Here is a 26,399-nt window from a genome sequence, read left to right as displayed (position 1 = left end):
CCGGCGCTATTTCACCGATTTTCAGGATACGCAGATACCGTGACACAGCCCAAAACCGCACGCATCGCCTTGAACCGCCCCCTGCGCCGGCTGTTCGATTACCGCATCCCGGACGCTCTGGAGCTGACACCCGGCCAGCGCGTTAAGGTGCCCTTTGGCCGACAAACATTGACCGGCCTTGTGGTTGAAACCGGTGTGCAGCCGCCGGAAGGCGTCACCCTAAAACCCATACAAGCCGCACTTGAGCCGTGGGCCGCGTTACCGGAAAACACCTTTCGCCTGCTCACCTGGGCCAGCGACTACTACCAACACCCACTGGGGGAATGCCTGTTTACCGCCCTACCCCCGGCGCTTCGGCGCGGAAGACCCGCAGCTCTGAAACCCGACGAGCAATGGCAAACCACCGCAACCGAAGCGGCACTTCCAGCAAACGCCCATCGGCAAGTCGCACTCTTCAACACCATAAAAGCCACGCCCGGCATCACCACCAGCGCACTGGTGCAGTCTGGCTATAGTCGAGCCCAGATTCGCTCGCTGGAACAAAAAGAACTGATCCAACAAGGCGCCACCTCAAATGCACAACCGCACATCCCGGAGACAGCTCTCCCCGCTCCGATATTGTCCAGCGCCCAGCAAGAGGCTGCCGGAGAGCTACCGGAAGACATCAAACAGTTCTCCGCAAGTTTGCTGTTCGGCATCACCGGTAGCGGCAAAACCGAGCTGTACCTACACTATCTAAAAACGCGCCTTCAGCATGACGAACAAGCGTTGGTGCTGGTTCCGGAAATCAATCTGACACCGCAAACCGTCGCTCGCTTCCGGCGCTATTTCGGCAACCGTATTCAGGTTTGGCACTCAGCCCTTAACGACGGCGAACGCCTGAGCACCTGGCTAAAAATCCGTAACGGCGACCCAATCATTCTTATCGGCACCCGGTCCGCCGTACTGCTTCCCTTTATTAACCTTCGCACCATCATCGTGGATGAAGAGCACGACAGCTCCTACAAGCAAGGCGAAGGTTTTCGCTACTCAGGTCGCGATGTCGCCGTTTACCGTGCTCATCTGAACCAATGCCCTGTGATTCTCGGCTCGGCAACGCCTTCACTGGAATCCTGGCATAACGCCAGCCAAGGCAAATACAACCTTGCCCGCCTGGAACAAAGAGCCGGTAACGCCAAACCGCCCGAACTGACGCTGCTGGATATTCGCAGCCGCCCACTTGAAGCTGGGCTGGCCCGCCCTGCACTGACAGCTATTAAGGAAACGCTGGATAGAGGCGAGCAGGCACTGGTTTTCGTGAATCGCCGTGGCTTTGCACCGATCATGATGTGCTTTGACTGCGGCCACATGGAAGAATGCCCCCGATGTGACACGCGCCTGACCTACCACCGGCGCGACCGGGCCATGCGCTGCCACCACTGCGACTACCAAGCCGCAGCAACCCACACCTGCCCGAAATGCAAAAGCGAAAACTTCAAACCGGTAGGCCAAGGCACCGAACGCACGGAAGAAACACTGGCAGAACAGTTCCCCGACACCCCGATCGTTCGGGTAGACCGAGACAGCACCCAGCGCAAAGGCAGCATTCAGGCCATCCTGAAAAAAGTAAACAGCGGCGAACCCTGCATATTGGTGGGCACCCAAATGCTCGCTAAAGGCCACGACTTTCCCAACGTCACGTTAGTCACCGTGGTCAATGCCGACGGCGGCTTATTCAGTGTGGACTTCCGCGCTCCAGAACAAATGGTACAAACTCTGCTGCAAGTCAGCGGCCGTGCCGGCCGAGGCGACAAGCCCGGCAAGGTGCTCATCCAGACCTGCCACAGTGACCACCCCCTGCTGAACGCGCTATGCCAAGGCAATTACCCTGCCATTGCGGACCAGCTTCTGGCCGAACGGGAATCCGGGCAACTCCCCCCCTTTCGCGCCATGGCCATCCTGCGCGCAGAAGCCGACACCATGCAAAACAGTCTGCAACTTCTGGATTCACTAAAACCCATGGCCAGCACACCCGGCGTTGAAGTTTGGGGCCCACTTCCTGCGGTCATCGCCCGAAAAGCCGACCGGCACCGCGCCCAGCTCATATTGGTGAGCGATCATCGCAAACAACTCAACCGATTGCTCACCTATCTGTGCCAGCACTTGGACCAAACCAAACTGCCGAGCAGCACCAAATGGATGGTAGATGTAGACCCACAGGAAACCGGCTAAGCATCCCAAATTGCGAAACAGCGCAGGCTGTGCAAAACGTTACAATCTTTTTCACAATTTTGACCGTGCGAGCATTCCATTTCTGGTAGCTGTGCTATGATTTTCAGCAATCTAACCGATAAAGCTGAATAACAACTGAGGTTGCGGTTCTCTCGCGGGGAATGCGCGGCGAAAAGGCTTTTGCTGTAACGAACACTGGAGATAAATAATGTCAGGGAAAATCCTTGCGCGTGCGTCAGCGTTGTCGCTGGCTTTTGTATTAGCTGCTTGTGGAGGTGACGATAGCTCGACCCCTCTGGCCGGCGGAGGCAACGGTGGGAGCAACAACGACGGCAACACCGACAGCAATGGCGAAGACATAACGAATGAAGTTCAAGTACAAGTCGGATCTATCGACTTGTTCGCCAACCCAGTTCGCATCAATACATCATCATCAGCCAACTCTGCAATAACAGCACGAGTCAAAAATGAGAATGGAGTTCTGCTTGCGGATATTCCAGTAACATTTGCTGCGCCACAAGGCGGAACACTGCAGGTTACACAAGCAACAACGGACGAGGCAGGGATAGCAACAGCTCAGTTGACCGGCGACAATGACCGCAGAAACACCACTCTAACGGTAAACGCTTCGGCTGGCGGGGTCAGTGAATCCGTTGCCATCGAGGTCACGGGAACAACTCTTACTCTGAAGGGCCCTCAATCCATATCTTTCGGCAATAGTGACAGCTACCAAGCTGTTCTTCTGGATTCAGAGGGCAATGGCATTGCGGATCAAGTTATCTCGATATCAACCACTCTCGGCTCAATCACCTCCCAAACACTAACAACCGAGAACAATGGCGCTGTAGCATTCGAACTTTCAAGCGCGAGTTCCGGCGGCACTGCAAGCTTAACTGCCACTGCGTTTGAGGGTGAAAGTGCTTTGCGTACGACATTGGACGTGGCTATTTCAAGCGATGATTTCACTTTCTCGTCGCCAGCTAACGGATCTGAATTAGACATTGGAGCCCCCTCAACGCTTTCAGTTAGCTGGGAAAGAGATGGAACCCCAGTTCCAGATGGCTCAACTATCAATTTCAGCACTACACGCGGAACTCTAACCCCAGCGGATGGCACCGTAACAACCTCAGGGGGAGTCGCAACAATTGATATCGCATCTTCAAGCGCCGGCCTCTCAACCATTACGGCGAGAGATCCGTCCTCTGGCCTCACCACCTCTCTAGACGTTGAATTTGTTGCCACGACCCCCGAGACTCTTAGCGTTCAGGCCACGAAAACTCAACTAAGCCTAAACGACTCAACCGAAGTGACCGCAATCGTGCGTGACATCGATAACAACCGCGTCAAAAACCAAGTGGTCAATTTTCTCTTAGTAGCTGATGAGAGCAATGGACGCCTGTCTGATAGCGTAGCGATCACAGACTCCCAAGGCCGAGCATCAACAACTTTCATCGCAGGCTCTAGCATTAGCGGCCGCGATGGCGTGGAGATCAAGGCATCGACAAGCAATAATACAATAACTGATACAACAGCACTCACCGTCGCTCGCCAAGCATTACGACTTGCAATTGGAACAGGTAACGAACTCGAAGAACCAGACACCGTACGCTATAAGAAGCCTTACGTTGCAATCGTTACTGACGCAAACGGCGCCCCAATTAACAATGCCGAGGTGGAACTAAGCGTACTGCCAATCGGCTATAAAAAAGGCAGCTATCAAGCTGAAGATGACAAATGGGTAGAAGCTCCCGGAGCGGTATTTTGCCCGGCTGAAGATATAAACCAAAATGGACAATTAGATTCAGGAGAGGACACGAACGGCAGTGGTAAGCTGGAGCCTACTAATTCAGCTACGACAAGCTCCTCTACAATCACCACCGCCACTGATGGCTCTGCCGATTTTGACTTGCTTTACCCGCAGAGTCATTGTAATTGGGTTCAAGTGCGCTTAACGGCAACGGTGAAGGTCGGCGGTACAGAAAACGAAGAATCCACAGAATTCTTCCTCTCTTGCCTCGCCAGTGACCTTAGCAACACTGACATTTCGCCTCCTGGCGGAACAAGTGGCCTGTACGGATCTGCCCCGAACTGCGCGAATCTAGATTAACCAATATAAAAAGCCCGGCCTAACCGCCGGGCTTTTTGCTTACACTCCAACTTTCCGCGATAATACGCCTCTTCTATTTTCAACGGGCGCCCTGCCCTGACACCCACTCTTCTGAAAACCGAGTCGTCTGACGCATGAAAGAGACCGTATCCGAGCTTCTCCAGTCTGCACTGGCCACCCTTCAGTCCGAAGGCACTTTGCCGGCTGACCAAACCTTCACGCCGCAGGTTGGCAACACCAAGGACAAATCCCACGGGGATTACGCCTGCAATATTGCTTTGGTGGCTTCCAAAGCCGCTGGCTGCCCTCCGCGAAAGCTGGCTGAAGCGCTAATCGCTGCGTTGCCCGAAAGCGACGCGGTTGCCAAGGTGGAGATTGCCGGGCCCGGGTTTATTAACTTTTTCATGAGCACCGCCAGCGCGTTCGGGATTGTGAACACGATTCTGGATGAAGCGGAGCAATTTGGCCGTAACAACAACGGCAAGGGCGAAAAGGTTCAGGTCGAGTTTGTGTCTGCCAACCCGACCGGCCCACTGCATGTGGGTCACGGTCGTGGTGCGGCGATCGGCGACTGCCTGTGTCGCCTGCTGGAAGCCAACGGTTACGATGTAACCCGTGAGTTTTACTACAACGACGCCGGTGCCCAGATCAACAACTTGGCACTGTCGGTTCAGTCGCGGGTGAAAGGTCTGACGCCAGAGCACGAAAGCTGGCCGGAAGACGGTTACCGGGGCGACTACATTGTTGATGTGGCCAATGCCTACTTAGCCGGTGAGACCGTGATCGCGGACGATCGGGAAGTCACGGCCAAAGCGGACCCGGATGACCAAGCTGCGATTCGCGAATTTGCCGTTGCCTACCTGCGCCGGGAACAGGATCTCGATCTGAAAGCCTTTGGCGTTCAGTTTGATGTGTATTTCCTTGAGTCGTCCTTGTACGACGACGGCAAGGTAGAAGCCACCGTTGAGCGCTTGAAAGCCAATGGCTACACCTACGAGCACGAAGGTGCCATGTGGCTGAAAACCACCGAGTTTGGCGACGACAAAGACCGCGTGATGCGCAAGAAAGACGGCGGCTACACCTACTTCCTGCCAGACGTCGCCTACCACCTGGACAAGTGGCAGCGCGGCTTCACCACCGTGATCAACGAGCAAGGTGCAGACCACCACTCCACCGTCACGCGGGTCCGCGCTGGCTTGCAAGCCTTGAAAGCAGACATTCCTCAAGGCTGGCCTGACTATGTTCTGCACCAGATGGTGATGGTCACCCGCTCCGGGCAGGAAGTGAAAATTTCCAAACGTGCCGGCAGCTACGTGACCGTGCGTGATTTGATCGACGAAGTGGGCCGCGATGCCACTCGTTTCTTCCTGGCCGCGCGCCGCGTTGACTCACAGTTGACCTTCGATATCGATCTGGCCCGCTCCCAGACCAATGAAAACCCGGTGTATTACATCCAGTATGCCCACGCTCGGATCTGTAGCGTGTTGCGCAAGCTGGAAGCCGAAGGCGTTCAGCGCGGTCGCACGGAGTGTGTAGGCGATCTGAGCCTGCTGACACTGGACGAAGAGAAAGAGCTGGCGAATCAGCTGGCGAAATACCCGGAACTGATTGCCAATTCCGCCGCGCAGCGTGAACCGCATCATCTGACGCACTATTTACGCGACCTGGCAGGGCAGTTCCACACCTACTACAACGCTCACAAGGTGCTGATCGAAGACACCGCGCTTCGCGATGCACGGGTGAGCTTGTATCTGGCGGTCCGTCAGGTAATCGAGAACGGCTTAGGCCTGCTGGGCGTAAGCGCCCCAGAGGAGATGTAAGCAGCTCATGGCCAGAGATTATGCCAAGAAAGACCGACCATCCGGCAGAGGTGCCGCTGCACCTAAAAAGCGGACCGCCCAGCCTCGCAACAAAGCTGCGGCCAAGCCGAAACGCAGTGCGCCTTCGCACTCCCAACAGGGTGGCTTGTCTGTGAAGTGGATTTTATCTCTGGCCGCGGTTGGCGGCTTTATGGGCTTCATTGTGTATTTGAACACGCTGCCGACAGGGCAGGAAGTTCGCCAATCGCCTCCCTCTCAGGCGCATCAGACACAGCCCCAAACCATTCAGAAGCAGCCCCCGGCGCAAACCGCCCGCAAGGAACGTGACTTCCGGTTCTACGAAATGCTACCGGAATCTGAAGTGGTGCCGCCCAAGGTGGAGGAGTACACCCCAGGCCCCGCCAAACAGGCCTACGATTATGTGGTGCAATCCGGCTCCTTCCGCAGTAAGCAAGATGCCGAGCGCCAGCGCGCCCAAATCGCCTTTCAAGGCTTGCGCGCGCACGTACAACACGTGGTTCAGGACAACGGCAGCGAGTGGTACCGCGTCAACGTGGGCCCTTTCACCTCACGAAGCCAGATGAACTCGGCAGTTGATAAGCTGGTGGGCATAAATATTCAACCCCTGGTTCGAAAGATTCCCAAGAAAGGTTGAATTCACTTCAAGCGCCTCCATAACGTCTGAATACCAATCTTCATCAGGCAACTGGAGCCAAAATGACTACGATTGTTTCCGTCCGTCGTGACGACGAAGTCGCTATGGGAGGTGATGGCCAGGTTTCACTGGGCAACACCGTCATGAAAGGCAACGCCCGCAAGGTTCGCCGGCTGTATAACGGCCAGGTGATTGCCGGGTTTGCTGGCGGCACTGCCGATGCTTTCACCCTTTTTGAGCGCTTCGAAGCCCAGCTGGAAAAGCATCAGGGCAACCTGACCCGAGCAGCGGTAGAGCTCGCCAAAGACTGGCGATCCGACCGAGCGCTGCGCAAGCTGGAAGCCCTGCTGGCCGTGGCCGACAAAACCGCCTCGTTAATTATTACCGGTAATGGCGACGTGATTGAGCCAGAGCAAGGTTTGATCGCCATTGGGTCCGGTGGCCCATTTGCCCAGGCTTCCGCCCGTGCGTTGCTTGAAAACACCGATCTGAGCGCACACGAAATTGCCGAGAAGGCTCTGGAAATTGCAGGTGATATTTGCATCTACACCAACCAGAACCGCACTCTGGAAGTGCTGCCCATCAAAGACTGACCGGAGCGACCATGTCTGCAATGACTCCCCGTGAAATCGTTCACGAACTGAACAAACACATCGTGGGCCAGCAAGAGGCCAAGCGCGCCGTAGCCATCGCCTTGCGTAATCGTTGGCGCCGGATGCAGCTGGACAGCAGCCTGCGAGATGAAATTACCCCGAAAAACATTCTGATGATCGGCCCCACCGGTGTGGGTAAAACCGAAATCGCACGGCGCTTGGCCAAACTGGCCGATGCCCCCTTCCTGAAGGTAGAAGCCACCAAGTTTACCGAGGTGGGCTATGTGGGCCGCGATGTAGAATCCATTATTCGTGATCTGGCGGATATGGCCGTTAAAATGCTCCGTGAACAGGAGATGAAACGCCACGAGAACCAGGCCCTGGATGCCGCAGAAGACCGCATTCTGGACGCCCTGTTGCCGCCTGCCCGCGACTTTAACGAAGACGGCGCCCGCAACAATGATTCCGCCAGCCGTCAGATGTTCCGCAAAAAACTTCGGGAAGGCGAACTCGACGACAAAGAGATCGACATTGACCTGCGCAGCAGCGGTGCTGGCGTAGAGATCATGGCGCCGCCAGGCATGGAAGAGATGACCAACCAGCTGCAAAGCATGTTCTCGAGCATGGCTTCGGACAAGCGCAAAACCCGCAAGATGAAAGTGGCGGATGCCATGAAGCGGGTGAAGGAAGAAGAAGCGGCCAAGCTGGTGAACGAAGAAGAGATCAAACAGAAGGCTCTGGTGGCCGTTGAACAGAACGGCATCGTGTTCCTCGACGAGATCGACAAGGTTGCCAAGCGTTCCGAGAATACCTCTTCAGACGTGTCTCGTGAGGGCGTCCAGCGTGACCTGCTGCCGCTGATTGAAGGCAGCACCGTGAGCACCAAGTACGGAGCGGTTCGGACCGATCACATTCTGTTCATCGCTTCTGGTGCATTCCACCTGTCCAAGCCTTCAGATTTGATCCCTGAACTTCAGGGCCGTTTGCCGATCCGGGTTGAGCTGCAAGCCCTGACTCCCGATGATTTCAAGCGCATTCTGACCGAGCCGGATGCCTCTCTGGTGCAGCAGTACGAAGCACTGATGGGCACTGAGGGCGTGAAACTGAAGTTTGCCGAAGACGCCATCGCCCGCATCGCAGAGATTGCGTGCAAGGTGAACGAAACCACCGAGAATATCGGGGCTCGCCGCCTGCATACGGTGCTTGAGCGCTTACTGGAAAGCTTGTCGTTCGAAGCTGGCGATCAGGTGACCGACGGCTTTGAAGTAACGGCTGCGTACGTTAACGAAAAGCTGGGCGAACTGGCCGAAGACGAGGATTTGAGCCGGTTCATTCTGTAACGGCCTTACCCTCAACCCAAAAAGCCCGGATGATGGATGTCATCCGGGCTTTTTTGTTGCTCTCGACCTTCCAGACTTAACGCATTACTGAGCCTTGGAGAACAGGTGTGTGACGTTGCTGAGCCCGGTTGCTATACGGCTCTTCTCCGTCTGTTTTTTACGGCCTTTGGCCACATATAACGGCAGAAGCTCACCGTAAAGGCTGGTACTGATGGTGCGCTGCTCATCTTCCAGCCGGTCTCTGCGCAGTTTGATGCCGTATTTCGCCAGCTTGGGCTCCAACTCATCCGCGCGCTTCAACAAATCCCTACGGGTCATCTGATAGGCGTGTTCGCACACCATCCGGCGGCTCTGGAAGCTAAACACGTTAGAGAAAAACAGTTTGGCGTCGTCCCGCGTGGGCTCGAACAACAGGATTTCTTTATCAGGATAATCTCGGGCGTACTGGGCAATTCCCGACTGCATCCTCGAATACACCATGGTACGGAACGTCTGGGACAGCATGTTCGGCATCCCGGAATGGGTCAGCTCGCCGGCTTTCAGTGAGCCCGCACGCACCGCAGCGCTGGCGTCGATGGGTACCAGAGGGTTGATCGCAAACACCAGGTCTGCCCCATCCTCGAAAGCAACGGACGCGTGCAAGCCTTTTCTCAGCGTGCCATCCACATAATACCGCCCATCAATCTCTACCGGCACATACAAGCCCGGGGAAGAGGTACTGGCCTGAACCGCCTTGGATATGGGCACGTGATCAAAGCCGGGCGCGCCAAAACATACGGCATCGGAGCTCTCTACATCCGCCGCAACAATATACAAGCTGCGCTTGAGCTGCCGGAAATCATTGGTACGCCCCAGCATGGTAAACGCTCGGCGCAGGTAATCATGCAGACCTTCATTATCAAACAACCCGGCAGGCGCTGCCTGAGCCAGAATGGTCAGGGCTTCCAATAAGCTTTGGTCATAGGGGTTGTTGATAAAGCGGCTGATCGCCGTACTCAACAGCTTGGGTACAGCCAGCAAGCGACTGCCGATCTCGCGAAACGCAGGACGATAAAACACATCCGGGTGGAAGGGGTGCACCTCCGCCTCGTTGCGCACGAAAATCCGGCACAATTGTGCGGTGGTAACCTGATTGGCCAAATGAGACGCAACGAATGAACCTGAGCTTACGCCCACGTAGACATTCAAGTCATTAAAATCGAGGCCATCAAGCGCTTCGTCGAGCGCCCGCAACGCGCCGATCTCGTAAATACCACCTAACGGCCCTCCGCCGCCCAGGGCGAGGCCTATTTTAGGTGTGGGCTTGAGTTCGGTCGCGTCTGTCATCAACTATCCTTAATAGGTACTACAGGTCAGATTAACAGCACTAAGCTACCAATTGATTCTAGAGTAAACACACTAACTGTAAAAGCATCGGCTCAGAGCGCGGCCGGTTCACACACAGGCGTTTTTACAGGACGAAGATATCGGCCAAAGCCCGCGTTTCTTAGCGCCAGATCAACACAGCTTTTTATAACGTGGGGCGAATCCAGCAACAGAACGTCTTGCAGCAACTGAACGGCCCATTCGCGATCCACGCTGCGGATCACCGATTTCACTTTCGGCAGGCTGGCCGCGTTCATCGACAGCGAATCATACCCCATGGCCATCAGCAACAAGGCTCCGCCCGGATCGCCCGCCAGCTCGCCACAGATGCCTACTGGCTTACCCACGGCATGGGTGTCTTGTGCAATGCGCACCAAGGCCTGCAGAACCGCCGGATGGTATGAATGATACAACTGAGCAACCCTCGGGTTGTTCCGATCGACCGCCAGCAGATATTGCGTGAGATCGTTGGAGCCTACCGACACAAAATCTACGCGATCAGCCAGCTCCCGAATCTGATACACCGCCCCCGGCACTTCGATCATCACGCCCACTTTAGGCATGTGAACGTCGTAACCTTCTTCCCGGACCTCGTGATAAACACGGTAGATCAGGTGCAGTGACTCCTCCACCTCGGATACGTTGCTAATCATCGGTAACATGATTTGCAGGTTGTTCAGGCCTTCGCTGGCTTTGAGCATCGCCCTGACCTGCAACAAGAAGATTTCCGGATGATCGAGGGTAACGCGGATACCGCGCCAGCCCAGAAACGGGTTTTCTTCCTGAATCGGGAAATAGGTCAACGCTTTGTCACCGCCAATGTCCAGAGTACGCATGGTGACCGGGTTAGGCGCGAAAGCTTCCAATTGCTCCCGGTAGTATTCCCGCTGCTCTTGCTCGGACGGAAAACGGTCTTTGATCATGAACGGTACTTCGGTGCGGTACAGGCCGATGCCTTCCGCACCGTGAGACAGTGAACGCACCACATCGGTCATCAGACCGGTGTTCACCAGCAGGGGTACCCGATGGCCATCCAGCGTTTCACAGGGCTTATCCCGCAGCTCTTCCAGCCCGCGGAACAGCTCATCTTCTTCTTCACAAATGGCCTGATAGAACGCGCGAAGGTCGGCAGAGGGAGAGGCGAAGATTTGCCCTTCGAAACCGTCTACCACCAACTCACGACCGCCCAACTGGTTAACGGGTATATCCACCAGCCCCATGACGGTCGGTACACCCATCGCCCGCGCCAAGATAGCAACGTGAGAGTTGCTGGAGCCTTTTACCGAAACCAGCCCCACCAGCTGACCTTTCGGCACCTCGCCCAACATGGCCGGGGTGAGCTCTTCACTGACTAAAACCGTGCGTTCGGGGTATTCCAGGTGCTTCTGTTCGCCTTCCTGCATGTGCGATAACAGGCGACGCCCCAGATCCCGGATATCCACCACCCGCTCCTGCAGGTACAAATCGTCCATCAGTTCAAAATGGCGGATGTACTGCTGAATCACCTGCTTCAGGGCACCTTGCGCCCATATGCCTTCCTGAATCTTGCTGACCACCTCGCCGGGAAGTGCGCTTTCATCCAGCATGCGCAAATAGACATCGAACAGTGCCTGCTCTTCCGGACGAAGCTGCGAAGCCAAGCGGTTGGCCACTCGCTCAATGTCTTCTTTTACGGCTTGAACCGCGCTCCAGAACAGCTCCAGCTCGCGGTCAATATCGTCGGCGGGCTTATCCGGAACAACATCAAGGTCGGCGGAGGGGTAAACCACCGTGCCCGTGCCGATCGCGACACCCGGCGCACCGGGCACCCCGTTGAAACACACGTCGTGGGCTTCTTCACCGGTTAACGATAGGCCGCTGATGGCGCCTGTGGCTTCGCTATGGGCGATAACCCCGGCCAATTGAGCCGAGATTGTTACCAGAAAGGCTTCTTCACCCTCATCGAAGCAGCGGGAATTTTCTCGCTGCTGAACCACCAGAACACCCAATACCGCGCGGTGGTGAATGATGGGTACGCCGAGAAATGAGCTGAAGCGCTCTTCACCGGTTTCCGGAAAATAACGATAACGCGGGTGAGAAGGCGCATCTTCGAGATTGATGGGCTCCTCACGTGAGCCGACAAGCCCGACGAGGCCCTCGGAATGGGCCAGACTGACATTGCCCACCGCGTCTTTGTACAGACCTTCGGTGGCCATCAGAATGTAGCGATTAGAGGTGGGGTCCAGCAGGTACACCGAACAGACTTCGGTTCCCATTGCTTTCTGCACTCGCGAGACAATGATAGCGAGTGCCTCGTTCAGATCACGGGCGCTGTTTACCTCTTGTACGATACTTCGCAAGATGCCGAGCATGGGGCTAATCCATCATTTTTGGTGTTCCTTCAAACGCCGGTTTGACTCTCCTTTCTGCCACTGTTCCATATTATGAAACAGTCTGGGGGCCAGTTCTCGCAGCGCGCGCCTGTACACTTCTCTTTTAAACGATATCACTTGTCCCAACGGGTACCAGTAGCTCACCCACTGCCAACCGTCGAATTCAGGTGAATCTGTACCATCTACGCGAACATGCGCATCTGGTGACAACATCCGCAGCAGGAACCATTTCTGTTTTTGCCCCACACATACGGGGTGCGAGTTGTGGCGTACCATCCTCCTGGGCAGCCGGTACCTTAGCCACCCTCGTGTACATGTGATGATCTCCACATCATTGGCACTAAGGCCAATCTCCTCTTCCAGCTCCCGGTACAAAGCCTCTTCAGGCGACTCATTCGGATTAATACCGCCTTGCGGAAATTGCCAGGAGTCCTGCCCTATTCGCCTCGCCCAGAGCACTTCGCCCCTGTGGTTGGCCAGAATGATTCCGACGTTGGGTCTGAAACCGTCTGAGTCGATCACGGCACAGTCCTCGCATAGTCGGGGGCCGGTTGCTTTTCCAACCGACGAAATTTGTCCAAGTTGCTCTCATTCTTACAGAAACCCAATGGTTCAGCAAACGCCGCTGCGTGCAGTACACCTGGATTAGAGCCGTGCTAGACTGTCAGCTTTGCTTAAAAGCCTGTGATAATGGGAGGACGCGGCTTGACGCTCGCAATTTTTGATTTGGATAACACCCTGCTGGCCGGCGACAGCGACCACGCGTGGGGAGAGTTTCTGGTGGAAGAGGGGTTGGTGGATGCAGAGGTCTACCGTCAGGCGAACGACCGCTTCTATCAGGAATACCTGAACGGCGAGCTGGACGTTTTCGAATACCAGCGTTTTGCCCTGCAACCGCTGTCTACCCACAGTATGGAAGAGCTGGAATCGTGGCGCGAAGCGTTTATGGCGAAAAAGGTGCAGCCAATGATGCTGGAGAAAGCCGCAAAGTTGCTGGCCGACCACCGCGCTCAGGGTCACACGCTGATGATCATTACCGCAACCAACCGGTTTATTACCGAGCCGATTGCGGAGCTTTTGGGTGTGGATTATCTGATTGCAACGGAGCCGGAGTTGGTGAACGGTCGCTTTACCGGAGAAGTGGCGGGCACGCCGAGTTTTCAGGAGGGCAAGGTTGTGCGCCTGAACGACTGGCTAGAAGCCTTTGATGAAACTTTGGATGGCGCTTGGTTTTACAGCGATTCCCACAATGATGTACCGCTGCTGAAATTGGTGCAGAACCCGGTGGCTGTAGACCCAGACCCTACGCTGGAGAAACTGGCCAATGAGAAGGGTTGGCCGGTGATGTCGCTTCGGGACTGATGCTTTAAAGCGTCTTGGCCCGGCCACCAGCGGGGCAGTCTTTCCGGGATACGCGGTGAATACATCCCTGTACGCTCGACAAAATCTTCCCTGATTTTGACGATCCCGGAAAGACTGCCCCGCCGGTGACCTACACTGGGTGCAGCTCTCGCCTTTATAGAAACCCGGTCAGTGACCGCACGAAGCAAGATTTGATGTAATCCGTTTCAGGAATCCCCGGCACAACCGGATGATCCGGCGCCTGATGGCCTTGCTCCAGCAGCTGCACAAAACGATCAATCTTGCGGCCGCTACCGCGAATGATGTCGATCAGCTTTTCTTGTGACAAATGCATGGAGCAAGACGCAGACACCAACAGCCCATCTCGCTCTAACAACCGCAAACCCAACTGATTCAACCGGGCATACGCCTGTTCACCGGCCTTCTGATCACGACGGCGCGGAATCAACGCGGGCGGGTCCAGCACCACGATATCGAACTTTTCTTTCTCGTCCGCCAGTGCTTTCAACGCATCAAAGGCATCACCTTCAATGGTGTCCACATTATCCAACCCGTTCAGCTTGGCGTTGTGATGCACAGAATCTACAGCGGATGATGAAGCATCTACACAAGTGACCTGCGAAGCACCGGCACACGCAGCCTGAATGCCCCAACCACCGACGTAACTGAACACATCCAGTACGCGCTTACCCGGCGCGTAGGCTTGCAGCCGCTGACGGTTCATCCGGTGATCGTAAAACCACCCCGTCTTCTGCCCACCAGCCAACGGCACCTCAAACTGCGCGCCGTTTTCTTCAACCCGCAAAATGTCTGTCTCGGGGCCATGAGCAAATTCCACATAACTGGAAAGCCCTTCCACCTTGCGCATCTTGCCATCGTTCTTCAACACCACCACACGAGGATGCGCCAAACGCTGAACCGCCCGCACAATGGCGTCTTTCATCAGTTCCATGCCAGCTGTGGAAATCTGCACCACCACAACATCATCAAAACGATCCACCACCAGACCAGACAAACCATCGCTGTCACCAAACACCCAGCGATAAAACGGCTTATCAAACAACCGCTCCCGCAACGAAAGCGCCGCCTCCATCCGATCCGTCAACCGCTTGGGCGTCATACCCTGCGCAGGCTCCCGACTGATCAAACGGCCACAAATCAACGTATGGGGGTTCACAAACACCGTACCCAGCGGCTTATCGTTCGACGCCCGCAACTGAGCCTGGGCCCCGGCTTCGAACTCGGTTAACGGGCTGCGCTTGATATCCACCTCATTACTGTAAACCCACAAGTGGCCAGCACGGAGACGGCGTTCTGCGCCTTTGCGCAGATAGAGAATCGGGAAATCCATTAATTAATTACCTGTGAGTTCATTCATTATGGGGGGCTACTCTGCAGCTGGGGCGAGTTTCCGGGGGCAGGCCTCACGAAACTGTGCGGAGCCAGGGATGGCGGAGCCCAAGCGTCACATGGATGTGCCGAAGGAGCGTGTTTCGGGAGGCCTGCCCCCGGGAACACGCTTGCACCAAGTTACTTATTTAGCCTTCCGAAGCGACGTGTTCAGCGTATGCATCAGGATCCATCAGGCCATCCAGCTCGCCTTTATCCGCCAGCTTAACCTTAAACATCCAGCCTTCACCATAAGGATCATCGTTTACAATCTCCGGCTCGTCCTCAAGCTTCTCATTCACCTCAAGAACCTCACCAGTCACCGGGCTAAACACATCCGAAGCCGACTTCACCGACTCTGCAACACCTGCTTCCTCACCACCGTTGACGGTAGCCCCCACTTCCGGCACTTCGATAAAAACCACATCACCTAACTGGTCCTGGGCGAAATCGGTGATACCAACCGTAGCGGTGCCATCAGCCTCAACCCGCACCCACTGGTGCGTATCGATATATTTAAGATCCGCAGGGATATTGCTCATAATCTGTGTGTCCTGTTGAAATTTTTTGCGCAGTTTAACCGAAGAGCTTAGTTCCAGCGAATGCTACGGGCCAGCTTCATAAATGCAACCAGATAATCCACCTCCTGATCCCGCTCCCGAAAGCCCAAAAATATCTGTTTCGGCATGCCTTCCTTGCCCAATCGCAACGCCTTAATCGGCATCCTCTGCGCGTACTCATCCACCAACCAGCGCGGCAAGGCAGACACTCCCCGGCCCGCAGCAACCATCTGCAGCATAATGTCGGTGGTTTCAATCGTTTTATGGAACGCAGGCGCAGCATGAGCTGGCAAAAAGAATCGGGTAAAGATATCCAGCCGCTCCGGGGCCACCGGATAGGTAATCAAGGTTTCACTGGCCAATTGCTCTGGTTCTACCCACTCGCTTTCCGCCAATGGATGATCGCTCGCCACCACCAACACCTGCTCGTAATCGAACACGGGCTCAAAGCACACACCGGGACGATGCAACGGATCAGGCGTCACCAACAAATCGATATCATGGCCGAACAAAGCCCCCATTCCGCCAAACTGGAATTCCTGTTTAACATCCACGTCCACATCCGGCCACTGCTGCAAATAAGGCCCGACCACCTTCAATAACCACTGGTAACAAGGGTGGCACTCCATGCCCACGCGCAAACTGCCACGCTGCCCCTTGGCCACTTGCCCGACCAGCATCTCGGCGTGTTCAAATTGCGGCAGAAGTCGGTTCGCGAGCGAAAGCAGCTGTTCACCCGCTTGGGTAAACCGCAACTGCCGCCCTTCCCTGAGCCAGACTGGCGTTCCCAGTTGCTGCTCCAGCTTGCGAATCGCGTGGCTGAGCGCGGATTGCGTTAAATGCAGCTGCTCGGCCGCCGCTGTGAGCGAACCTTGCCGTTCAACCGCCCGAAATATCTCTAAGTGACTGCGTTCAATCATGCCCAAACCGTGAATTCTGCTCATGAATTGTTGAGATAATACCATTTTTATTCATCTCAATAACTCCCTAATCTAGCTCTCCTACTTACAGCAGAAACCACCAAGGACAGCATCATGGTTACAACACACAATCTCGGATTTCCGCGCATCGGCGGTCAACGGGAACTGAAATTCGCGCTGGAACAATACTGGGCCGGCCGCAAAACCGAACAGGACCTGAGCGCAATCGCCGCGGAGCTGCGCGAGAGTCACTGGCAACAGCAATCTGCCCTCGACTTTGTGCCCGTGGGCGATTTCTCGCTTTACGATCAGGTGCTCGACATGTCTGTCACGCTGGGCAACCTGCCAGCTCGTGCCGCGGACAAAGAAGGAAATGAATTAGACGCCTACTTCCGCGCCGCCCGCGGCCGCGGTGCCAACGACAGCCCCTGCTGTGCCATCGCTGCCGGCGAAATGACCAAGTGGTTCGACACCAACTATCACTACATTGTGCCGGAGTTCACTGCTGACACTGAGTTCAAGCTGAACCCTGAGCGACTCATCAATCAGTTGGCGGAAGCACAACAGCATGGCGTGTCAGCGAAACCGGTGATTATTGGCCCCGTTACTTACCTGTGGCTTGGCAAAACCTCTGACGGCAGCAATCGCCTTGATCTATTGGAGCGCCTGCTTCCTGCCTATTCACAATTGCTGGAAATTCTCGCTGATGCCGGAGCCGAATGGGTTCAAATCGACGAGCCTGCGCTGGTAACCGAGCTGGATGCCAACTGGCGTTACGCGTTTAACCTAGCCTACCACCAGCTGAAAGCGAACCGCCCGAAGCTGTTGCTGGCCACCTACTTTGGCGAGCTGCGCAACAATCTGCAACTGGCCTGCGAGCTGCCGGTAGCCGGGGTTCATCTGGATGCCATCAGCGCCCCGGATGAAGTTAACCGCATTGCGGATTGGCTGCCGACGCACAAGGTGCTGTCGCTGGGTGTTATCAGCGGTCGAAACATCTGGAAAACCGATCTGAATAAAACGCTGAACTGGCTAGAGCCGGTGCACGAAAAACTTGGCGAGCGCCTGTGGCTGGCACCGTCTTGTTCCTTGCTGCACGTGCCCGTTGATTTGTCGCAGGAAACCGGTCTGGATCCGGAAATCCGAAACTGGCTGGCCTTTGCTCTGCAAAAGCTGGACGAGCTTCATGTGCTTACCCGCGCGCTGAACGAAGGCCGCGAATCGGTGCAACAGCAACTGACGCAGAATCAGACAGCCATCGACAGCCGCCGCAACTCGACGCGGGTCACCAATCCAGATGTTCGAGCAGCGGTCGCGGACATCACAACTGAACTGGGTAACCGCCAGAGCCCCTATGCCCAGCGTATCGCGCTTCAGCAAGAGAAGCTTCAGCTACCGGCGTTTCCGACTACGACCATTGGCTCGTTTCCACAAACTCCGGAAATCCGTCAGGCACGCCTGCAATTCCGCAAAGGCGATTTGGCGGCAGCCGACTACGAAGCCCAAATGAAGGCAGAGATTGAACGCTGCATTCGCAATCAGGAAGCCTTGGGTCTCGACGTTCTGGTGCACGGTGAAGCCGAGCGTAACGACATGGTGGAATATTTCGGTGAGCAGCTGGACGGCTACGCGTTTACCCGCTTCGGCTGGGTTCAGTCCTACGGTTCACGCTGCGTTAAACCGCCCATTCTGTTCGGCGACATCCGCCGCCCGAAAGCCATGACCGTAGATTGGATTCGTTACGCTCAGTCACTAACAGATAAGCCGGTAAAAGGCATGCTGACAGGGCCGGTGACCATTCTGAACTGGTCGTTCGTGCGGGACGACCAACCCCGCAAGGATTCGTGCCTGCAGCTGGCACTGGCCATTCGCGAAGAAGTGCAGGATCTGGAAAAAGCCGGCGTGGGCATCATCCAGATCGACGAAGCCGCTCTGCGCGAAGGCTTACCGCTTCGCCAATCAGACTGGGAAGGTTATCTCGACTGGGCGATCAACAGCTTCCGCATTGCCGCCAATGGCGTAGAGGACAGCACTCAGATCCACACCCACATGTGTTATTCGGAGTTCAACGACATCATCGAGGCCATCGCTCGCATGGATGCCGATGTGATTACCATCGAAACCTCACGGTCTGACATGGAGCTACTGGATGCCTTCAAGAGCTTCGAGTACCCGAACGACATTGGGCCCGGAGTGTATGACATCCACTCGCCTAACGTTCCCAACAAGGAGCAGATCATTAACCTGATGAAGCTCGCCGCGGAGCGCATTCCGGCCGAAAGGCTGTGGATTAACCCGGACTGCGGGCTGAAAACGCGGAAGTGGGAGGAAGTGACACCCGCGCTGGAGACCATGGTGGCTGCGGCTCAGGCGTTGCGGGCGTAAATGGAGCTTCGAAGAGGGTGCACCTTGTGGCGCACCCTCTTTTTGTTATCGACGAATGAGCAAGGTTGTGATTTACCAACCCTCTAAGGGTACGCCGTGTGCTTTGAGATAAGCTCCGTGTTCTTCCAGATAACTTTCGGTTAGTTCCTCAAAATCTTCGGGGTCGCCCGGCAATTCAGCAGCAGACACTCTCAGCACTTCTTCCGCATTCGTTCGCTGGCTCATTATCCACACGACAACCTCACCGCCGGGAGCTAGCCCAAGAACCAACGTCCTCCTTGGTTCTTGCCCCGATGATGCATCAGGATAGAGATACGGGACAGGTTCCAACATACGCTCCTGCAAATCCTCCGGAACCCTGATTAATGCCGCATAATACTTTTGCTCTGCAAACGAAAACCAACGCAACAGCATAAGGTTAGGGAATGGTTTCAGCTCTCCACCCGAGCCCGCTGGGCCATACGCCCCCGCCCAACAGCACCCTGTGTGGCCACCAAATGGAGCCCTCCAGCTCCTAACTCCGGACTTTTCCAAATAAGCATCGGTCACCCACATATCGTAATGTTCAGGCGCAGCTACTCGAATGCCCCAATATCCAGACTCTTCCCCTAACGCCGAGCACCCCCCCAGTACCAAATTAAAGGTGAAAAGCAGGAAGATATTTTTTGCATTCTTCATCAATAAACCTCAACCATTAGGGTGAGTTTCGCGCTCACCTGATGATGCAGGCGCGTTAGGACTAAAATTACGCCCAATCATGACTGTCGTAGACACCCCTCCCACTATCAATTTCAATGGATTATAGTGCGCGGAATGATGCAAATATCGATTGCGGAGCAGACTCATTTGTTCCGTGTCGAGCGTCACCTCAACCCCACCATTCACCACTTCTTTGAGCCAATTTTCACTGATGTTCTCTATTTCTGGCGGCAGATCTAGATCAGATCTTCGTGGAATTTTTCTCAATGGGACTCCGGCCTTAACCGCCAAGCAATGCATTAATCGCAAAGGTAACCGTGAATACTCTCCACGAATCTGCCGGAGCATTCTTAGCGATAATTCTACGCGCCCATCAGGTGCCGGATGATCGTGCCTCTTCACATAAACTGACACACTAGGGTCACCCTCTAACTCCAGCTCATCCGGCACTGGTGCATGTTTCGCCGAATACTGTACGGGTAAGCTAAATTCACCAATCCATCCTTCGGAGAGTTTTTGCCCCCTCAACGTATCGAGATTATCCCATTCCATTGTTTGTTGCGGCCGCTTATTACGATCTCGTGAAATCGGCCTGTAAGGACTTATCAACAAATCCTCTCGCTGTTGATCGGGATAGCCACCACCTACATCGGAGTGCGCACCAGGCAACGAAATTTCCTGAAAATTTCCCGGAAGACTCCCGTCTCTACTACGCAGACTATTTAAAGCAAAATTCTTTCGGTACTCATCCGAAGCAATGAGGTGGACTGCCTTTCCCACTCCCTTTGGGTCTAGATACACCTGCACCGGATGATTCCGGCTATTACTGGCCAAAAAATCAAGTCTCATCGGATTCACAATCGCTGCTACCGTATCAAACAGACCAACAAAGCGAACAACAATTCGTCGCGGCCATGCAAGTCGAGCTTTCTCGAAGGCTAGGCCGAGCAATCCCGATGGCCCTCGGTTAATCTCAGAGACAGCATGCCGAGCCGACGCAGCCCCTCGACTAAACCCAAATAAATCGATGGTTAACGAACTTATTTGTTCACGGATGCTGCGTTCCTTTATCTGACCAACCACATCATTAAATACTCCCTCGACCTGGCCAATGATTCCCGATTCGCCCAATCCAGAAATAGCCGCGAGCGTCGAATCTTGTGCACCAGTTTTCGTTCCTACGCCTGACGCGTATACAGTAAACTTGTAGGTTATAATTTCTTCAGTAGCAGACGGGGATGTATCATACAAATCTGCTAACTTCGCTACGTTTGTCGGAGCATTCGCATAGCTCCCCCCCATTGACAGCCCCAACCAATACGCACACTCTTCCTCTGAGATCCCTCCCCTTTCCAAGGACGAAACGCACTCCGCGGCCACACGCTCTTCCAGCTCTTTGGAGTTCTCGGCGTTATTCAAGGTGCCATCGGTGAAGATGCCAATTTCGAGGTGGATTTCCTGAGGAGCTTTTTCAGTTTCGGGTTCATCTTCTAGTGCTGCGTATAAGGCAAGCGGTGCCACTGACTGCGCCAGGAAACTCGTGTTTGAGCTTTGGGATGTCGATCGTTGTTGGCGAGCATCCTCTCGCTGTTTCTCACGAAACTCTGCATCAAACTGGCTGGCACCTAAGTGCCCTACGCCTCCAATGCGGTGGGAGTCGAGTTGCTGCGGCGTAATGCCGTGTCGGTTCAGTGCTTCCACGCTGCTGCGTATTTCGGAGTTAGCTACACCTTCAGCTATTGCCCACTGCTTCAGCCCATCACCAGAGCTCCGCCAATACACCACCGGAGCTGAGGGCTCACCATCGACAACCTCATGGACTAACCAGAGTTCGCCGTCATCAATTCGACGCACGACCTCTTCAATTAATGCGGCCCGGTAGTTTTGTGAAGCACGACCACCGCCGGGAGACGAGCGGGATCGCCCAAGTAAGCGCTCAAGATCGCTGTTATTAGCATTGTGGGCATGATCAAGGATCAGGCTTTTAGTTTTGGCGGCGGCAAAAAATGGAGATTCCAGCCTGGGAAGATCTGCGGCACGCAAATCCCAGGTGCTTACAATTTTCATGGCTCGTCATCCGTTGACTGAGGGTGTTCATCCTTGTGAAATCGTATTCACAGCGGTTTTATCGTATCAAACTGATCAACCCAATCAGTGAACTGCCTTCCAGTGGCGAGCAGGAATTTCTCAAGAGGTAAGCGAATCGTCTTGCGGTCAATATCCGGTGCTATTTTCATCCAGTTCGAATTCGAACTGGCTTGCCCTGCGCACTTCAGTAGCAATATTCCCGGAAGGATCTAACTCAATCCACCGATAGCCAGGCGCACGGGGTTCTACCGAGAAATCACTGGCTCCGGCGGTAAACTGGATGCAGGTGGAGGGGGTTGCGAGCAACTGAACATCATTCCGATGCTGGTGAAGCTCTTGATGGATATGTCCCCACAGAACCGCTTTTACCTGCGGGTGTTTATCGATGATCTGCCAGAACCCCTCTCGTGTTTTCAGGCCGATTTTTTCCATCCAATCGGAACCTATGTCCACGGGGTGGTGGTGCAGACAAACCATTGTGGGTAGTTCGGGCTGTTCAGAAAGCGCGCTATCGAGGTGAGCCAGCTCTTCCTCTGACAGCTCACCAAACACTTTTCCATGAACGGACGAATCGAGCATCACGAAATGCCAACCGCCCTGCACCCACTGCCTTTGATCCGCCTGAAACTCGGCAGCAACGGCATTCATCAGCGGGGTGTCGTCGTGGTTGCCCGCTATCCATAGTGAGGGACACTGGAATACCTGCAGCTGTTCCCCGAAATATCGGTAGGCTTCAGCCGAAGCATCTTGAGAAATATCGCCGGTGGCCAGCACTAAGTCGGGCTGCCCGTGCACCTTCAGCACTTCATCAATAACCGCAGCCAAACTGGCTCGGGTGTTAACGCCCAGCAAAGCTCCGTCTGACTGCGCGGTCAGGTGGGGGTCCGTCAACTGCAGCACCCGTAACGGGCGCTTAAGGTCAGAGTTGGTCATGCAAGCCCTGCTGTCGTCTTTGCGGCTGGTTAGATTTGTTCTTAGTGTACGATGGCTGGCTCTCGTTGCATTGGCTATTAATTAAGGATATGTCACATTCTCGCCAATCGCGCTTAATATTTTGCAGTATTTGACAACCATGACACAGGCTAAGGGGCCTGCAATAGGATTTCGGTTCAGTCTCCGCCTTGCCCCGCCGTCCAAACGGCATGCTCCAATGGCAGGTGACCAAAGCGCAGGCAGTAATCCAACCAGTCGGCAAGAAAGCCGTTGATCTGAACTTTTTCATCCGGGTGGTGCATAAACCGGTTCGGGTAATCGTTCACCGGGGCAATATGGCGGTGGCGATAGCAACTGATCACTTCGGCCATTGTTGCATCGTGATACACGCGAACGGTCATTTTGGGATTGTTCAGCCAACGACCACTGTTATGCACTTGCTCAAGCAACAAAGTTTCCGTGAAGCGTGCCGTTTGCAGGCGTTCGATCCGAACCCGGCCCAGGTACTGATCTTCCCGGTGTAATTCGATCTCACACACAGCTTCGTTTTCAGCATCAAGCTGTCTCAGTTTGCGCAGCCGGTGATAGTTGCCATCACACAGCGCGCCCAGCTGGCGCAAGTCCGGCACGTATCGTTTTGGTCGCTTCACCCATTCGGTCATGCCTGCCACTCCTTGCGCAACCTGTCTCGGTTCAGTTGCAGCCACTGAATGGCAATGATGGCCGCCGCGTTGTTAATACGACCGTCGGCGATCATGGCGAACGTTTCTTCAGCCGAGACCACGTGGGAGAGGATGTCTTCATGTTCATGCTCAACGCCAAACACTCCGCCAGCGTCTGCTGTGCTGACCTGCCCACAATACAGATGAATCAATTCGGTGGTGCCACCGGGCGATACCATGTAGTCACAGATTTTATCGAGGCGACTGAAGCTCAGGCCGGCTTCTTCTTGGCCTTCTCTTTGTGCGACGTCTTCCGGGCTTTCACCCTCTTCGTTCATGCCTGCTACGAGTTCAAGCAGCCAGGGAGATTGGTTACGTCCCAGAGCGCCGAGCCGGAATTGTTCAAGTAATACGACTTCGTCCCGTTCTGGATCATAAGGCAGTACGCAGGTGGCATCTCCGCGGATGAAGAGTTCGCGGGTGAAGGTAGGCATTTCACGGCCATCAAAGCGCGGATGGGTCAGCCAGAGCTTGTCCATGCGGAAGAAGCCCTGGAAGACGGTTTCGCGTTTTTCGACTTTGACGTCGTTGGCTGTGAACTGGAACGGTTGTGGCATCGGTTCTTCCGGTTTGGTCATCGGTTTTGAACGATAGCCGTTATTGTGGGGGGGCTGCAAGTTACAGCCTTAGCCTGCGTGTTTGGTGTTAGGCAGACCTTGGGATAGGCATTCCAAAAATGTGCGCAGCCATGGATGGCGGAGCAGAAGCGCCACATGGATGTGCCGAAGGAGCGGTTTTTGGAATGCCTATCCCAAGGTCCGCCCCTGACTCCGTGCAGTTCGTAACGCTAAAGAGCCTTTTTACGGTAAAACGGCAGAAGTTTAATTGAGCCGGGGTGGTGGGGCGGTTCAGAAATTTGCGGAGCCAGGGATGGCGGAGCAGAAGCGCCCACGGATGGCTCGAGCGTTTTCTGAACCGCCCCACCACCCCGGCTCACAACTCCCAACCAACAGGCTGGGAGATCAAATACACCAAAGTCAGACCTTGTCGTAAAGCTTGGAGCCAGACTCCACAAACTCGCGGGATTTCTCCTGCATGCCGGCGTCGATGGCAGACACCTCATCCATGCCCTGCTCCGCTGCGTAATCCCGTACTTCCTGTGAGATTTTCATGGAACAGAACTTGGGCCCACACATGGAGCAGAAGTGGGCCACTTTGGCAGAGTCTTTCGGCAGAGTTTCATCGTGGAACTCCCGAGCAGTGTCCGGATCCAGCGCCAGGTTGAACTGGTCTTCCCAACGGAACTCAAATCGTGCCTTGGAGAGCGCATTATCACGAATCTGCGCACCCGGATGGCCTTTCGCCAGATCGGCCGCGTGGGCGGCGATTTTGTAGGTGATGATGCCGGTTTTCACGTCATCCTTATTGGGCAAGCCCAGATGCTCTTTCGGCGTAACGTAGCAAAGCATGGCACAACCGAACCAGCCAATCATTGCCGCTCCGATGCCTGACGTGATGTGGTCATAACCCGGTGCAATGTCTGTGGTCAGGGGGCCGAGGGTGTAGAACGGTGCTTCGTCGCAGCATTCCAGCTGTTTGTCCATGTTCTCTTTGATCAAGTGCATGGGCACGTGGCCGGGGCCTTCGATCATGCATTGCACATCGTGTTTCCAGGCAATTTTGGTGAGTTCGCCCAAGGTTTCCAATTCCCCGAACTGCGCTTCGTCATTGGCATCGGCGATAGAGCCGGGGCGCAGGCCGTCACCTAGGCTGAAGGACACGTCGTACGCCTTCATGATTTCGCAGATGTCTTCGAAGTGTTCGTACAGGAAACTCTCTTTGTGATGCGCCAGGCACCACTTGGCCATGATCGAACCACCGCGGGAAACGATGCCGGTGGTGCGTTTGGCGGTCAGCGGCACGTGATGCAGACGCACACCTGCGTGAATGGTGAAGTAATCCACGCCTTGCTCAGCCTGTTCAATCAGCGTGTCGCGGAAGATTTCCCAGGTCAGGTCTTCGGCAACACCGCCCACTTTTTCCAGCGCTTGGTAAATCGGTACGGTGCCGATGGGAACCGGAGAATTCCGGATGATCCATTCACGGGTTTCGTGAATGTTCTTACCGGTGGACAGATCCATCACGGTGTCGGAGCCCCAGCGAATACCCCAGGTAAGCTTCTCGACTTCTTCTTCGATAGACGAAGTAACCGCAGAGTTACCGATGTTGCCGTTGATCTTCACCAAAAAGTTTCGGCCGATGATCATCGGTTCGGTTTCAGGGTGGTTGATGTTGGCTGGGATAATCGCCCGCCCGCGAGCCACTTCTTCACGAACGAATTCCGGAGTGATTTCCGCTGGCAGGCTGGCGCCGAACGACTGGCCCGGGTGCTGATCATCGACCAATCCCTGCTCACGAGCCTCTTGGAGCTTCATGTTTTCCCGAATGGCAATGTATTCCATTTCCGGGGTGATTATGCCTTGGCGGGCATAATGCATTTGAGTGACGTTTTTGCCGGATTTTGCCTTGAAGGGCTTTCGCTCATCCATGAACCGAAGCGGGTCTAGCAGAGGGTCTTTCATACGTCGGCGGGTGAACTCGGAGGTGTAGCCATCCAGTTGTTCAACGTCGCCGCGTTCAGCAATCCAGTTGGCACGAACCGGTGCCAAGCCTTTACGCAAATCAATGTTGGCGTCCGGATCGGTGTAGGGGCCCGACGTGTCATACACCAGTACCGGCGGATTCTTTTCGCCGCCCATTTCGGTCGGGGTGTCGCCCACCGTAATTTCCCGCATTGGCACCCGAATGTCGGCTCGGCTACCCTGCACATAGATTTTTCGTGAGCTTGGTAATGGTTTGATTGCTGCCGAATCCACTTTTGCGGAGTCGCTGAGGTATGCTGGTATGTCCGTCATGTCTGCTCCCAGTAATATCTGAG

The 26,399-nt window shown here is 55.0% G+C and carries 20 protein-coding genes; 8 read left to right on the top strand and 12 right to left on the bottom strand.

The features are described 5' to 3' along the window. Positions 1–39 precede the first annotated feature (39 nt). The 6 genes from DOQ08_RS15350 to hslU all read left to right on the top strand — a co-directional run bounded on the left by DOQ08_RS15350 (position 40) and on the right by hslU (position 8,726). The gene (locus tag DOQ08_RS15350; RefSeq protein WP_114335864.1) at positions 40–2,211 is read left to right on the top strand and encodes a primosomal protein N'; all 2,172 of its coding nucleotides are present in this window, start codon (positions 40–42) and stop codon (positions 2,209–2,211) included. A 418-nt stretch (positions 2,212–2,629) separates the two neighbouring features. Next, positions 2,630–4,318 carry an Ig-like domain-containing protein gene (locus tag DOQ08_RS15345; RefSeq protein WP_406565373.1) on the top strand — a complete coding sequence of 563 codons (1,689 nt, stop codon included), beginning with the start codon at positions 2,630–2,632 and terminating at the stop codon, positions 4,316–4,318. A 134-nt stretch (positions 4,319–4,452) separates the two neighbouring features. Further along, positions 4,453–6,138 (top strand): arginine--tRNA ligase, encoded by a 1,686-nt coding sequence (gene argS, locus DOQ08_RS15340; RefSeq protein WP_114335862.1) that lies wholly within the window; start codon positions 4,453–4,455, stop codon positions 6,136–6,138. Between the two features lie 7 nt (positions 6,139–6,145). After that, positions 6,146–6,793, top strand: a complete 648-nt coding sequence (locus DOQ08_RS15335) for an SPOR domain-containing protein (RefSeq protein WP_114335861.1) — start codon at positions 6,146–6,148, stop codon at positions 6,791–6,793. Between the two features lie 62 nt (positions 6,794–6,855). Further along, positions 6,856–7,386, top strand: a complete 531-nt coding sequence (hslV, locus tag DOQ08_RS15330; protein WP_114335860.1) for an ATP-dependent protease subunit HslV — start codon at positions 6,856–6,858, stop codon at positions 7,384–7,386. A gap of 11 nt (positions 7,387–7,397) precedes the next feature. Beyond that, entirely contained in the window at positions 7,398–8,726 is a 1,329-nt protein-coding gene (gene hslU, locus DOQ08_RS15325) for an ATP-dependent protease ATPase subunit HslU (RefSeq protein WP_114335859.1), read from the top strand. 84 nt (positions 8,727–8,810) lie between these two features. On the opposite strand, the gene DOQ08_RS15320 is transcribed toward hslU, so the two are convergent. The 3 genes from DOQ08_RS15320 to DOQ08_RS15310 form a co-directional block, all read right to left on the bottom strand. Next, the gene (locus DOQ08_RS15320) at positions 8,811–10,052 is read right to left on the bottom strand and encodes a patatin-like phospholipase family protein (protein ID WP_114335858.1); all 1,242 of its coding nucleotides are present in this window, start codon (positions 10,050–10,052) and stop codon (positions 8,811–8,813) included. A 92-nt stretch (positions 10,053–10,144) separates the two neighbouring features. Continuing rightward, a complete protein-coding gene (gene ptsP, locus DOQ08_RS15315) occupies positions 10,145–12,442 on the bottom strand; it encodes a phosphoenolpyruvate--protein phosphotransferase (RefSeq protein ID WP_114335857.1) in 2,298 nt (765 codons plus the stop codon). Positions 12,443–12,454: 12 nt separating this feature from the next. Continuing rightward, the gene (locus DOQ08_RS15310) at positions 12,455–12,985 is read right to left on the bottom strand and encodes an RNA pyrophosphohydrolase (RefSeq protein WP_114335856.1); all 531 of its coding nucleotides are present in this window, start codon (positions 12,983–12,985) and stop codon (positions 12,455–12,457) included. 183 nt (positions 12,986–13,168) lie between these two features. On the opposite strand from DOQ08_RS15310, the gene DOQ08_RS15305 reads away from it, so the two are divergent. Then, entirely contained in the window at positions 13,169–13,825 is a 657-nt protein-coding gene (locus DOQ08_RS15305; protein ID WP_114335855.1) for a histidinol-phosphatase, read from the top strand. A 154-nt stretch (positions 13,826–13,979) separates the two neighbouring features. Here DOQ08_RS15305 and DOQ08_RS15300 read toward each other — a convergent pair whose 3' ends face one another. From DOQ08_RS15300 to DOQ08_RS15290, 3 genes are all read right to left on the bottom strand, one after another. Beyond that, a complete protein-coding gene (locus DOQ08_RS15300; RefSeq protein ID WP_114335854.1) occupies positions 13,980–15,176 on the bottom strand; it encodes a class I SAM-dependent rRNA methyltransferase in 1,197 nt (398 codons plus the stop codon). Positions 15,177–15,363: 187 nt separating this feature from the next. Further along, positions 15,364–15,756, bottom strand: coding sequence for a glycine cleavage system protein GcvH (gene gcvH / locus DOQ08_RS15295; protein WP_114335853.1), 393 nt, complete (start codon positions 15,754–15,756; stop codon positions 15,364–15,366). 47 nt (positions 15,757–15,803) lie between these two features. Then, positions 15,804–16,694, bottom strand: coding sequence for a LysR family transcriptional regulator (locus tag DOQ08_RS15290; protein ID WP_114335926.1), 891 nt, complete (start codon positions 16,692–16,694; stop codon positions 15,804–15,806). 114 nt (positions 16,695–16,808) lie between these two features. On the opposite strand from DOQ08_RS15290, the gene metE reads away from it, so the two are divergent. Next, a complete protein-coding gene (gene metE / locus DOQ08_RS15285) occupies positions 16,809–19,079 on the top strand; it encodes a 5-methyltetrahydropteroyltriglutamate--homocysteine S-methyltransferase (protein ID WP_114335852.1) in 2,271 nt (756 codons plus the stop codon). 72 nt (positions 19,080–19,151) lie between these two features. On the opposite strand, the gene DOQ08_RS15280 is transcribed toward metE, so the two are convergent. From DOQ08_RS15280 to thiC, 6 genes are all read right to left on the bottom strand, one after another. Next, positions 19,152–19,757, bottom strand: a complete 606-nt coding sequence (locus tag DOQ08_RS15280; protein WP_114335851.1) for a DUF2931 family protein — start codon at positions 19,755–19,757, stop codon at positions 19,152–19,154. A gap of 9 nt (positions 19,758–19,766) precedes the next feature. Further along, positions 19,767–21,845, bottom strand: a complete 2,079-nt coding sequence (locus tag DOQ08_RS15275; RefSeq protein WP_114335850.1) for a T6SS phospholipase effector Tle1-like catalytic domain-containing protein — start codon at positions 21,843–21,845, stop codon at positions 19,767–19,769. A 147-nt stretch (positions 21,846–21,992) separates the two neighbouring features. Further along, complete coding sequence (gene cpdA, locus DOQ08_RS15270; RefSeq protein ID WP_114335849.1) at positions 21,993–22,799, bottom strand: 3',5'-cyclic-AMP phosphodiesterase; 807 nt, start codon at positions 22,797–22,799, stop codon at positions 21,993–21,995. 176 nt (positions 22,800–22,975) lie between these two features. Then, entirely contained in the window at positions 22,976–23,461 is a 486-nt protein-coding gene (locus tag DOQ08_RS15265) for a DUF1249 domain-containing protein (protein ID WP_114335848.1), read from the bottom strand. Further along, complete coding sequence (locus DOQ08_RS15260; protein ID WP_114335847.1) at positions 23,458–24,078, bottom strand: NUDIX domain-containing protein; 621 nt, start codon at positions 24,076–24,078, stop codon at positions 23,458–23,460. Before DOQ08_RS15260 ends, DOQ08_RS15265 begins: the two co-directional genes overlap by 4 nt. 420 nt (positions 24,079–24,498) lie before the next feature. Continuing rightward, positions 24,499–26,376: a phosphomethylpyrimidine synthase ThiC gene (gene thiC, locus DOQ08_RS15255; RefSeq protein WP_114335846.1), complete on the bottom strand. Its 1,878-nt coding sequence runs from the start codon at positions 26,374–26,376 to the stop codon at positions 24,499–24,501. Positions 26,377–26,399 lie beyond the last annotated feature (23 nt).

This window comes from Marinobacter litoralis (assembly GCF_003336705.1).
In the GTDB taxonomy this organism is placed as follows: domain Bacteria; phylum Pseudomonadota; class Gammaproteobacteria; order Pseudomonadales; family Oleiphilaceae; genus Marinobacter; species Marinobacter litoralis.
This window is presented reverse-complemented; position numbering and strand designations above follow the sequence as displayed.